The 11,928-nt window shown below is 72.9% G+C and carries 7 protein-coding genes; 1 reads left to right on the top strand and 6 read right to left on the bottom strand.

Going from position 1 to position 11,928, the window contains the following annotated elements; translation table 11 throughout:
• Window positions 1–16: 16 nt before the first annotated feature.
• Window positions 17–1,750 (bottom strand): hypothetical protein, encoded by a 1,734-nt coding sequence (locus EYA84_RS00615; protein WP_131051008.1) that lies wholly within the window; start codon window positions 1,748–1,750, stop codon window positions 17–19.
• Window positions 1,751–1,913: 163 nt separating this feature from the next.
• On the opposite strand from EYA84_RS00615, the gene EYA84_RS00610 reads away from it, so the two are divergent.
• Entirely contained in the window at window positions 1,914–2,612 is a 699-nt protein-coding gene (locus EYA84_RS00610; RefSeq protein WP_131051007.1) for a response regulator transcription factor, read from the top strand.
• Between the two features lie 10 nt (window positions 2,613–2,622).
• On the opposite strand, the gene EYA84_RS00605 is transcribed toward EYA84_RS00610, so the two are convergent.
• From EYA84_RS00605 to EYA84_RS00585, 5 genes are all read right to left on the bottom strand, one after another.
• Window positions 2,623–4,071 (bottom strand): hypothetical protein, encoded by a 1,449-nt coding sequence (locus tag EYA84_RS00605; RefSeq protein WP_131051006.1) that lies wholly within the window; start codon window positions 4,069–4,071, stop codon window positions 2,623–2,625.
• A gap of 41 nt (window positions 4,072–4,112) precedes the next feature.
• Window positions 4,113–4,814 (bottom strand): hypothetical protein, encoded by a 702-nt coding sequence (locus EYA84_RS00600; protein ID WP_131051005.1) that lies wholly within the window; start codon window positions 4,812–4,814, stop codon window positions 4,113–4,115.
• A gap of 9 nt (window positions 4,815–4,823) precedes the next feature.
• Window positions 4,824–5,111 (bottom strand): YbaB/EbfC family nucleoid-associated protein, encoded by a 288-nt coding sequence (locus EYA84_RS32315; protein WP_161594869.1) that lies wholly within the window; start codon window positions 5,109–5,111, stop codon window positions 4,824–4,826.
• A 563-nt stretch (window positions 5,112–5,674) separates the two neighbouring features.
• On the bottom strand, window positions 5,675–9,724 hold the full coding sequence (gene eccCb / locus EYA84_RS00590) for a type VII secretion protein EccCb (protein WP_131051003.1): 4,050 nt from the start codon (window positions 9,722–9,724) through the stop codon (window positions 5,675–5,677).
• 73 nt (window positions 9,725–9,797) lie between these two features.
• Window positions 9,798–11,867, bottom strand: coding sequence for a hypothetical protein (locus EYA84_RS00585; protein WP_131051002.1), 2,070 nt, complete (start codon window positions 11,865–11,867; stop codon window positions 9,798–9,800).
• Window positions 11,868–11,928: the final 61 nt, after the last annotated feature.

The raw sequence follows: 11,928 nt of genomic DNA, 5'->3' as shown, positions 1-11,928 counted from the left end.
GCCTTCGTCGGCAGCGTCAGAGGTGTATAAGAGACACCACCGGGACCGGGGACACCGGGCCGGACGTCGCCGCCGCAGGGCGTCCCGTCCACGGCGACCCCGGGTACGCCCGGACGTCGGACACCGAGGGCGAGGTGGACAGAGCGGGCTCCCCCGCCTGCTGCCGGTCGATCGAGGGCGTCGCCTCGGACGCGGTGCTCCGCTCAGCGCTGTCCGGGACAGCGGCGATGCTCTCCGGCGCGCGGGAAGGGGCGTCGGCCGGACGGCCGGTGACGGCAATGCGATCGGTGCCGGCGACACGATCGGTGCCGGCCGGACGGCTGCTGCTCTCGGCCGTCACCAGCACGCCGTCGTCGCTCTGCCAGCGTCGCTGCGAGTCGTCCAGGTCGAGGCGCTGCCAGTCCACCGGACGGCCCCGCTCGTCGACGGCGCGGGCCGTACCGTCGACGCTGTCGAACGCTGCCTCCGGCGGCAGCACCCACACCTCGGCGCGGAGTCCCTCCACCAGCCGGCTGCCGTAGCGGCGGACCCCCGCCTCGGCGGAGGCCGGATAGCTCGCCAGCAGCAGCAGGTCCTCGCCCTGCCAGCCGGCCGTGCGCAGCATCCGTTGCAGCACCCGTGGCCCGAGCGCGTGCGGCCCGGAGTCGGCGTACTGCACCGCCCACCGACCGTCGTTGAGGATGGTCAGATCGATCCGGAACAGCCCGTGCTGGGCCCGCAGGCTGCTGTACCGCGAGTTCATCGCCCGCTGGCGCGCGGGCGCGACGCTGACCAGGGGCGCACCCGGATAGGGGGTGACGACCATCCGCCCGGCCGGGGACAACCGGCCGTCCTGGTCCGGTTCGAAGCGCGGTGAGGCGGCCATCGGCGGCAGGTAGGTACGCCACTCGGCCGGGCCGCCGGCGCGGTCCACCGCGCTCAGGTCCTGGCAACTCTCCAGGATCTCCAGGGCGGCGGTACGCTCCGGCGCCCACACGATCGCCCCGGTGTTGTCCGCGAACGCGGCCAGGTTGGCGTGCAGCCGCTGCCGCTCGTCCGGGTCGGAGGGCCAGTGCAGCCACATCCGGATCTCACTGCCGTAGAGCGGCACGTCCGACAGGGCGGCGGCGAGCTGACGCCCACCGGTCACCTGGTAGGAGCCGGTGTAGTCGCCGACCACGAAGCCGCCGCCCCGGACGGACACCCCGATCGTGGTCAGTTCCGGGTGACCCGGGGCCAGGTCCACCGCAGCGGCCCGGCGGGCCACGAAGTCGGCCCGGGTGGCGAGCGTCAGCCCGCCGGGCAGCGGCGCGGCGACGACACCGGACCGGGGACGCAGCACGCCGCCGGTCGTCTCATACCAACCGGGCAGTCCGGTGGCCATCGCCGGGGGCTGGACGACGAGCCACTCCGCCGGCCGCCCGGCCCGGGCGTCCACCAGGCTGGGCTCCGGCTCGCGGTCCCCGTCGTACCGCAACACGCTGCCGGCCGGGCTGATCAGCACGTCCCGCCCGAGGATCCCGGCCAGCTCGGCGAAGATCTCCGCGTGCTCCTCGCCACCGTCCATCATGATCCGGACGTCGTCGCCCGCCCCACCGCCCCGGCGGACCAGGTCGGCGAGTTGTCCGGCGTCGAGCGGCGTCCCGCTGCCCCGCAGCGCGACCGGCAGCCCGTCCGGGCCGGTACGCAGCCAGATGTCGTAGAGCCCGTCGATGCGCCGGTGCTCCGGGCGCGCCCGGGCAGCCGGTGTCGGCGGCGGCCTGCCGGTCATGACGCTCGTCCGTTCCTCGATGTCCCCCCTTGCACGTCCTCTCAACGGACGGCGGTACCTGGTTTTCTCAATCCGAGGTCGGCGAGTCCCCGCCATCACCGCACTGAACACGGCGAGTCCCGCGTCCGTCGTGTGATGCACCGGGCAGAGAAGGGGTACGGCGATGGAACAGGATCTGGGTACGGTCGCGATCGTCTGCGACCAGCCGTTGTCGCGGGTCGGGATGGAGCGGCTGGTGCAGGACGAGCCGGGCCTCGCGCTCGGCCCCTCGGTCGGCTCGGTCGGCGAGTTGGAGCAGGCCGGACCGGCGGACTACCGGGTGATCTTCATCGACCTGCCGGCGCTGCCCGGCGCGAGCGTGCTGGAGCTGATCGGGAAGCTCGCCACCCGTGGCGCCCCGCTGGTCTGCGCCACCTGGGAGCAGCCGCCGGGCCTGCTCTCCGCCGTCCGGGCCGGGGCCCGAGGCGTGATCACCCGGTACGCCGAGCAACCCGACGTACGCCTGGCGTTGCGCGTGGTCGCCACCGGTGGGCTGCACATCGGCGCGGAACTGGCCGACCGGTTCGCGGCCGACCTGTCGCGCCCGGCGGACGCCGACGAGAACGGACTGGCCCCGCGCGAGGTGGAGACGCTGCGCTGGATCGCGCTCGGGCTCACCCACGCGCAGATCGCCACCCGGATGGGGCTGTCCCAGGCGACCGTGAACACGTACGCCAAGCGGATCCGGGCCAAGCTCAACGTGACGAACAAGGCGGAGCTGACCCGGATGGCGATCGAGTTGGGTCACGTGACCCAGGGACGCGTGACGCACGGTCGGCTGACCCACGGGCACCTGTCGCACGGCTGGCGCGCCGCCTCGTAGTCCACTCCACTCACGACAGCTCGACACCGGGCTCCTCCGTCGGCCGCACCGAGATCGACCAGCGCGACGGCGTCACCTCACCGAGCACCACCGGCACCTGCACTCCGGCCGTACGCAGCTCGCGGGCCACCCGTCCGTCGCCGTTGGCGAGCCGGGCGCAGATCACGATGCCCGGAGTCGGCGACGGCTCCACGTCGGACAGTTGCGCCACCCGGCTGCATCCGTTCGGCAGCGACTCGCCGAGGACGTCCCCGACCACGGTCACCTCGTTGCCGTCGGCCAGGGCCTGCCGGATCAGCCGGCGCGCGTAGCGCTGCCCGTCGGGCAGGTTGCCGGCGACGGTCAGCACGTCCGGGCAGCGGACCAGGTCGACATAGAGCCGCCAGCCGTCGCGGTCGCCGAGCAGCAGCGGCATGGTGGCGGCCGGCGGTGCCTCACCCGGGCCGTACCAGCCGAACGGCGCTGCCGCCCCGTCCCGGGCCCCGTTCAGGGAGACACTCAGCTTGAGCCCTTCGGCCCGCAGGTCGGCGCTGAGCTCGGTGGCGTCGACAGCGACCTCCGGTCGACGCGGCCCGGCGGACGGCTCCGGCAGGGGTGGTACCGGGGACGGCGACGGCGTCCGGCGCGGTAGTTCCGGAGAGGGCGGCCCCACCGGCCGTAGACGGCCGGCGAGCGACGGTCGCGCCGGTCGTTCGGGTGCGGTCGGCCGTTCCGGTGCCACCGGTCGCTCGGGCGCCGTCGGTGGGAGGTACGCGGCCCGTGACGTGGCGGTCGCCGGATACGGGTCCACGACCGGCGGTGCGGAGGAGTGCGCCCCGGCCAGCACCAGCTCGCGCTCGGCGTCGGTCGGCGGCGGGCCGGACCGGGCCGGGTGACCGGGTACGGGTGGCGCGTCCGACGGCGCGGGCGGGTCGGAGAGCGGCGGCGGGTCCGACAGGGGTGGCGGGGCGGCGGACACCGCCGGTGCCGTGGCGCCTCGCGCACCACGCCCACCGCGGAGCACCGCCACCGCCACCGCGAACAACATGACGGCCGCGAACACCCCGATGGCCTCGAAGACGGGGGCGCCCTGCCGTCCCGGAGTCGACAGGTCCCGGGGCGCCGGCGGGGCCGCCTGCGTCGCCACCGGGTACTCGTCGTAGACGCCGGGACCGCTGGCGTCGGCGGGCAGCGTCAGCACCCAGCCGGGTTTCAGGACCATCGGGTCGGTGAGCTGCCCACCGTCCGGCTGCGGACGGCCTTTGGTCAACTCGAAGATCTCCAGGTGCCGCCGGCCGGTGCCGAGGGTCCGGGCCGAGATCTCGTACAGCGACTCGCGCTGGCCGGCGATCGGTTCACCGACGACGTAGTACTTGGAGCCGGCCGGCGTGTCGGCCGGGGCGGCGTGGACCGGCCCGACCGGCCCGAGCACGGCCAGGGCGGTCAGGCACACCACGACGATCCGGCGCAGCCCTCGCACTGTTCCCCTCCCTCTTCCGGCTCACTACCTGCCGGCGGCCGTCACCGGCCGCAGGTGGCACGTACGGCGGAGACCGCGAGTCGCGCGTCGGCCTCGCCCGCCGCCCGCGCCGTCACGCGTACCGCCAACTCGTTGGTGCGCAGCGGGAACGCGCCGACGTCCACCCACCGCCCGGTGTTCTGCGCCTGGTTCATCTCGAACTCGGCGTACGCGGCGCCGCCGCGACCGGCCAGCACCTCGTAGCGGACGCTGGTCACCCAGGTGCCGGCGCCGGACGTGCCACGCGGCACGTACACCTCGACTCGGCACTGCCCGCCGGTGGACGGGACGAACCACCACTGGACCGACTGGTCGGCGTCGTTGCTGATCGGCAGTGTCTGGAAGGTACCCCGACAGCCGCCCTCGGACCATCCGCCGTCGGCCACCGTACGCCACTGGTCGGTCCGTCCCTGCACGTCGAACCCGTGGTCGTTGGTGGTGTCGCAGCCCCAGCCCGCCGTCGCGACGTAGCCCGGGTCCGCCGCACCGGCCTTGGATCGTGGGCTGATGAGCTGCCAGAAGATCCCCACCACCAGGGAGATCAGCATGCACACCGCAGTTACCGTGATCAGCGTCGGTAGCCTGACCGACAACCGGTCGCTGGCCGGCTTCGACCCGGCGTACTCGACGAACGCGGTGACGAAGTCCGACCGCCACCGCACCGCCCGCCGGGCCGGCGTCTGCGTCGCCTCGGTGGGGTCCACGATCGGTTGTTACCCGGCCAGCCTGCTGATCGACTCGGTCAGTAGCGTCATCCGCTCGGCAGCCTGCACGCGCAACTGCTCGGTCCCGTCCCGCAGCGCCGCCAGCACCAGGTCGGCCAGTTCGTCCGCGTCGCAGGTCTCCATCACGCGCGGGTCGATGTACACCGCCTGGAACTCGCTGTCGGCCAACGTGACCGTCACGCCCCCGCCGGCCGCCGACCCGACCACCTCGGAGTTGCTCATCGACTGCGCCAGCTCGGCGACCTCGTGCTCAAGCGCCTGGGTCCGAGCCAACATCTCGCTGAAATCCGCCTGCCCGCTGACCACAGCAACCCCTCCCTCGCCGATCCGCCTCCGGACGACCGTGCACGGCCGTCGGCGACGATGGCCCCAGCCTCGCAGGACACACGGAGCAGCCGGTAGTCCCTCATCCGGCACCCACCCCGGCAGGGCGTGGCACCGCACGCTCATACGGGGGCTATGCCGACGTCCCGTAATGGGGACGCCACCCCTCCCCTTCCCCGGCTCTCGTCCGTACCCACCGGTGTGCCGCCTCTGCTCTGCTTCACTCCACGCAACACATCCGGCGAATTGCCCGCCGTTGAAGCAGATATTCGGCTACCGCCGCGCCACGTCTACTTCGCGCGCCACGTCTACTTCGGGTGTCGCCCTGTCGAGCTGAACCGTTCACGCCGTCGGGCGGGGTGATTCGTTGCCGCTATCAGCTCGACAGGCCCCGAGACGGACCGTGAGCCCGTGCTCGTCGTCGCCGGCCGACGGTCGTGGCTGCCGATACCCGGCAAATCCACGCGTCCACGTCACGCCGGCCCTCCCACGCCGTCCACGTCACACCGGGGCGGTCACGCCGGGGCGGTGTCGGGACCGTCCTGCTCGGGTGTCTCCGGGACGGGCGGCGGGAGCGCGACCTGGATCAGTCGGCCCGGTTGGGACCGCTCGACGAGGCTTCCTCGGCCGGGTGGGCGGGCGGCGGCACGCTCGTTGCCCAGCACGACGCCCTCTCGGCTGTCGCCGGAGAGGATCAGGCCACTGCAACCCATCTCCTTGACCCGGTTGAGCAGTGGGTCGGCCATGGCGCGGGCCATGCCGCTGACCCGGCGGGCGAGCACCAGGTGCAGGCCGATGTCGCGGGCCTGCGGCAGGAAGCGGGACAGCGGGGCTAGCGGGGCCGCGGAGCCGGTGGGCAGCAGGTCGTAGTCGTCGGCCACCACGTAGATGTCCGGCCCCTCCCACCAGTCCCGCTGGCGCAGCCGCTGCGGGCTGATCCCGGCCGGTGGCAGCCGCTCGGTGAGCTTCGCGACCACCTGCTGGACGTAGGCGCTGGCGGTGTCCGGGTCGCCGGCGTAGGCGGCCAGGTGGTCCTGCGGCACGGCGTCGAGCAGGGAGAGCCGGGCGTCGAGCAGCACCACCCGCGCGTCCCAGGCGGACTGGCGCGCGCAGAGCGCCGCCAGCCAGGTACGCAGGGCCGTCGACTTGCCGGAGCCGGCATCACCGAAGACGAGGAAGTGCGGGTCGTCGCGGATCAGGTCGACGGTCACCGGCTTCAGGTCGGACTCGCCGATACCGATGGGTACGGCGGTCGGGGCGGCGTCCGGCGGCGCGGGTACCTCGGCGGCGTCGATCCGTGCCGGAAGCAGGCGTACCGGTGGGGCCGGGGGGCCGGACCACCCGGCGGCGATCTTTCCGAGTACGTCCTGCTGGGCCGCGCGTAGACCGTCGATGCTGTCCTGGCCGTCCATCCGGGGCAGGACGAGCTGGAAGTAGACGCCCGGCAGGCTCAGACCCCGGCCGGGCACCTTCGCCGGCACCCGGGCGGCGAGCCGACGGTTCACCTCGGACTCGGCGGGGTCGTTGAGGCGCAACTCGATCCGGGTGCCGATGCTGTCCCGCAGGGCGGGGCGGATGTCGTTCCACCGGCCGGTGGTGATGATCAGGTGTACGCCCACGCCGAGTCCACGGGCCGCGATCTCGTTGATGACCGGGTCGGCCCAGTCGAACTCGGTCCGTAGCGCGCCCCAGTTGTCGACGAAGAGGAAGACGTCGGCGGCGCGTACGCCCTCGGGCAGTTTGCCGGCGCGGCGAAGGTCCCGCAGGTCGGCGATGGAGTCCAGACCGAGGGAGCGGAGCAGTTGCTCCCGTTCGCTGATCAGCGACCGGACCTCGACGATCATCCGGCTGACCAGGTCACGATCGCTACGACCGGCCACCGAGCCGACGTGCGGCGCCTCGGCCATCGTGTGCAGCGTGCCGCCGCCGAAGTCCACGCAGTAGAACTGCATCTCGTCGGGGCTGTGGGTGAGCATCCCGGCGAGCATCAGGGTCCGCAGCAGCGTGCTGCGCCCGGTCTGCGGTGCGCCGACGATCGCGATGTTGCCGTGTGCCCCGCCGAAGTCCATCATCAGCGTTTCCTGCTCCTGCTTCAACGGCAGGTCGAGCAGGCCGATGGGCACGGACAGCGAGCCGGTCATCGGCCAGTGCTTCGCGCTGTAGCCCCGGCCGGGGTGGTGGGCGACCGGGCCGAGCAGGTGGTCCAGGGCGAGCGCCTTCGGCAACGGCGGCAGCCAGACCTGGTGCACCGGGCTGATGATCGAGGTGAGCCGGTCCACCACGATGCCCAGCTCGGTCTGGCCGCCCCGCTCCGCTGCCGGTGGCGGCTCGTCCAGCTCTTCCTCGGTCATCCGGGTCAATCCCCGCAGCGGGAACTGCGCGACCGTGTTGCGGGGCTTCGCACCGCTGGCCCGTTCGCGTTCCTCGGCCGAGACGTACCCGGCCGACACGTGCGCTACCCGGAACCGCTGGTAGATCGACTCGTCCACCTTGAGGTACGCGGATCCGGGGATCGGCGGCAGGTTGTACGCGTCGGTGGTGCCGATCACCGTACGGCTCTCGCTGGCGCTGAACGTACGCAGGCAGATGCGGTAGGACAGGTGGGAGTCCAGGCCCCGCAGTCGCCCCTCCTCCAGCCGCTGGGTGGCCATCAGCAGGTGCATGCCGAGGCTTCGACCGACCCGGCCGATCTGCACGAACAACTCGGCGAAGTCCGGCCGGCCGGAGAGCAGTTCGCCGAACTCGTCCACCACGATCAGCAGGTACGGCAGCGGGTCGAGCGGACGACCGTCGGTGCCGACGGCACCCTCCGCGCGGCGGCTCTGGTACTCGCGTACCGAGTCGATGTTGCCGGCGTCGCGCAGCATGCGTTGCCGGCGCTGCTGCTCGCCCATCAACGCGGCGAGCACCCGGTCGATCATCGCGGCGTCGTCGGCCAGGTTGGTGATCAGACCGGCGACGTGCGGCAGCCCGGTCAACGGGGCGAAGGCGGCACCGCCCTTGAAGTCGATCAGCACGAAGCTGAGCAGCTCCGGCGGGTGGGTCAGGGCCAGGCCGGTGACGAGCGTCCGCAGCAACTCGCTCTTGCCCGAGCCGGTGGCGCCGACGATCAGGCCGTGCGGGCCGGAGCCGCCCTGCGCCGACTCCTTGATGTCCAGCACCAGCGGGTGGCCGTCCCCGTCGGTGCCGATCGGGGCGCGCAGCAGCCGTGGGTCACCTGCACCGATCCAGCGGCTGGTGATCTCGGAGTTCATCGGGTCGCCGCCGAGCACCATCTCGGTCAGCGAAACGGTGCGGGCGAGGACCTGCTCCCGTTCGTCGCTGAGCCGCAGCGGTGCCAGGGTCCGGGCGACCAGCTCGGCCATGCCCAGACTCACCCGGTCGACGTGGCAGTCGGTGGCGGGTGTGACGACCAGGTCCGCCCTGCCCTCCGTGGTGAGCTGGCCGTCCGCTCCACACCGCAGCCGCAGGTTGACCCGGCTCGGTTCGTCGGACTCGCGCTGGACCAGGAAGACGAGCGTGATGCCGAGATGCGGACCGGCCCCGGCCAGCAGGGCGGCCATCAGCTCGCCACGCCCCCACTCGGAGAACGGGTCGAAGCTGGTGAACACCAGGATCAGCCGGGGCAGGGTCGGTCCGCCGGTGGTCGGGCGCCGGTTGCCCTGCTGGTCGAGGCGGCGTCGGAGTTCGGCCTCCAGGTAGTCGGTGAGCGCGGCGGGGCTCTCCCCGACCAGCGACAGCTCCCCCGCCTCGCCGCGCAGTTCCGGGTCGATGGTGTGCGGCAGCCACTTCGCCCACTGCCACTGGTCGTCCCCGCCGGCCTCCACCGCGACGAGCACGTCGTCCGGCGCGTGGAAGACGCTGACCTGGCAGAGCAGAGCGCGGGCGACCTCGGCGGTGGCCGGCGGTGGGCCGAGCAGGCTGATCACCCCGGCCCGGCCGATGTCGACCACCATCGGCTGCTCGGGTACCACGCCGAGTCGTTCCACCAGTCGTTCGGCGGCCTCCTGCGACTCCCAGTCGTAGTCGGTCAGCGGGTCGATCTTCGCGTCGAGTTCGATCGGGGTGGTCAGTCGGACCGTACCCCGGCCGAGCCGGACCTGGAGGAAGTCGGCGTCGTCGCGACGGCGTTCCCAGACGCGGTGGCCGCCGACGCCGATCGACCAGAGCCGGGCCGGTTCGGGGTTGGCGAGCGCGGAGGCGGCGCGTTGCGCGTTGGCGCTCTGCCGCGCCTGGTCCCGCACGAGCCGCAGGTGGCTGCGGTACCGGCGGCGCTGTTTGCGGGCCGTGACCCCTCGGGTACGCCGCTGTCCGAGGAAGAGGAAGACGACGGCGGCGATCGAGGAGAAGAAGAAGACCGAGCCGAGGATGATGGTCGCCGGCTGCCCGAAGCTGACCATGTACGCGGCCATGCCGACGCTGCTGATCAGCGGCAGGACCAGGTTCCAGGCGTGCGAACCGGTCGAGGCGTCCGGCACCTCGGGGGGTACGGGCAGCACGATCCGGTCCGTCGGCAGCGCCGGAAGGATGTGACGGGCCGGACGGTGGAAGGCGACCCGGCTCATCCGGCCACGCTCCGCTCGTTCATGTCCTCCACGACGGGCCGGGGTGACCTCCCGTTCAGTCGCCGGGACGGGCTCATCTGTCCGGGTCGGGACAGGTCATGATCGCCTCCTGGATCTGTGTGAGGGGTTCCCGGTGGCCCTCGGCCACCAACGGCACCAGCGCATTGATCTTGCGGATCCAGTTCGCCCGGACCGCACCGCCGCGCGGCAGGTCGTCCTTGAACGCCCAGATGGCGGTCGTCACCTCGTCGGCCGACCGGTTGCCCTCGATCAGATCGCCGATCGCGGCCAGGATCGCGTGGCTGGCCCGGTCGTCGAACGACACCCCGGCCAGGTCGGCGAGCATCGGCGCCATCGCGCCGAGTTGCGCTGCGGAGCCGGCCGCGCCACCGGCACCAACCGCACCACGGGTGCCCGCCGCGCCGCCGGGCCGGGCCGGGCCGTCGAGGAGCAGGGGCTTGGCCAGGCTGAGCACCGCGTGGTAGCCGGCGAGGGACGGAACCCGGTGCACCGCATCGCGCAACTGGGAGTGCTGGTCGGGCAGGGCCGGGCCGGCGCGGTCCAGCCCGGACACGATGGCCTGCGGATCGGTCAGCGAGGCGGACAGGAACGACACCACCGGGACGGTCGGCGGTGTGAACGCGGGAGCCCGGCGCAGACCGGTGGCCGCCTCGATCAGGTCCACGCTGAGCGCGTCCACGACGGGCGGTGCCGTCTGGCCACCCCCGCCCGGGGAGCCACCCGGTCGCCGCGCCGTCCACGCGCTGCCCAGGTTGAGCAGCGGCATTCCGCCCGCACCCGGCGCGGAGAGCCCGGGTGCCTCGTACACCAGTGGCGCGCCGTACTCGTCGAGCACCCGGGTGAGTTCCGGCGACGCGGACGCGCGGGTGTAGACGACCGGCACCGGGTCGTGACCGCCGGCCAGGACCGACTCACCCAGGTGCACGAAGAGACGCCGGTTCAGCAGCGACACCTGCTCCGGGGCGGGACGCCGACCGGGCCGTTCGGTGGCCAGCACGATGATCGGCTGGTCGAGGTACTCGGCCGCCTCCGCCAGTACGCCCAGGTCGTGTGTGGACACCGCCGCCGCCGGGCCGATGATCTCCATGACCCGGCCCGTGCCGTCGGCCGCCTGCCAGGTGTGGAGCGCGACCTCGTTGCGGGTGGTCTCCGCCCAGGAAGGTCCGGTGGACACCGCGGCCGAGCTACCAGTCGAAGCCGCAGCGATCTGGATCAGTCGCTCCTCGACGCTCACCGGCTCCCCGGGGTACAGGGCGAGTCGGATCCGGCCGGATTCGGTGGCGGGCAGCAGCACCGACCCGTCCGGGCCGAGCAGCGAGAGGTTGCGGGCCCCGTCGTTCACCGCCAGATGGATCGACTCGCCGTCCGGGCCGTCCACGACGACCACGGCGTGTGCGCCGGCACCGGCCTGGTCCATCCGGTACGCCAGGTCGACGTACCCGGTCGGCTCGTCCACCCGCTCGGCTCCGGTCGCCGCGAGGGCGTCGTCGCCGGAGGTGAAGCGCAGGCCGTGGGTACGCAGTGCCGCGCGGTGCCGGTGGTTGGTCAGCGCCGCCGGCAGGCCGACCTCGACACCGTCGGCGGAGAAGACGATCCGCCCGGAGAGGTACGGCTTCCCGGACAGCATCTCCAACGCCCCGGCGGGTACGTCCGCCCAGGGCGACGGCTCGCGGTGTGCCATCGGCGCCAGCCGCACCGTGACGCCGGTGCCGGGGGCGGTGATCCGGCCCTCGGCGTCCAGGTCGACGACGCGATGCGGCCCGTACGGCACCGGCTCGTCCGTCGTGCCGTCGCCGTCGAGCTGGGCACGCAGCACCTGCGCGGGAAGTCGCAGGTCGTCGGCCCACTCCGCCAGAGCCGGCAGGGTCACCGGCCCGGCCGACTCCGGCCAGTGCACCGGAGTCAGGTCGAGGTCTTCGGCCGACTGCCGGGCCAGCATGCGACGCAGCAGCTCCGAGTCCTCCTGCGGGAACAACGGAGTGGCCAGTGGGCCGGAGACCCGGGCAGCGGCAGCGGCCCACTGGAGGAACGGGTCGTCCGCCGTGGGGATCTCGTCGGTTACGACCGCCATCGCCCCGCCGGGCAGGAACACCGTACGTCCGTCGGCGCAGAGCTCCGCCATCGGACGGGTGATCAAGGGAAGGTGGGTGACCACGCCACGGCTCCTCATCGTCTCCCCGTGA

The organism is Verrucosispora sp. SN26_14.1, assembly GCF_004307965.1.
In the GTDB taxonomy this organism is placed as follows: domain Bacteria; phylum Actinomycetota; class Actinomycetes; order Mycobacteriales; family Micromonosporaceae; genus Micromonospora.
Note: the sequence above shows the minus strand (reverse complement) of the source record. Positions and strands in the feature narration are given on the sequence as shown.

What these genes read in the sequence shown, in the direction of transcription:
- eccCb (WP_131051003.1), bottom strand. Translation starts at nt 9,724, where the DNA reads ATGAGCCGGGTCGCCTTCCACCGTCCGGCCCGTCACATCCTTCCGGCG.
- EYA84_RS00610 (WP_131051007.1), top strand. Translation starts at nt 1,914, where the DNA reads ATGGAACAGGATCTGGGTACGGTCGCGATCGTCTGCGACCAGCCGTTG.
- EYA84_RS32315 (WP_161594869.1), bottom strand. Translation starts at nt 5,111, where the DNA reads ATGTTGGCTCGGACCCAGGCGCTTGAGCACGAGGTCGCCGAGCTGGCG.
- EYA84_RS00615 (WP_131051008.1), bottom strand. Translation starts at nt 1,750, where the DNA reads ATGACCGGCAGGCCGCCGCCGACACCGGCTGCCCGGGCGCGCCCGGAG.
- EYA84_RS00585 (WP_131051002.1), bottom strand. Translation starts at nt 11,867, where the DNA reads ATGGCGGAGCTCTGCGCCGACGGACGTACGGTGTTCCTGCCCGGCGGG.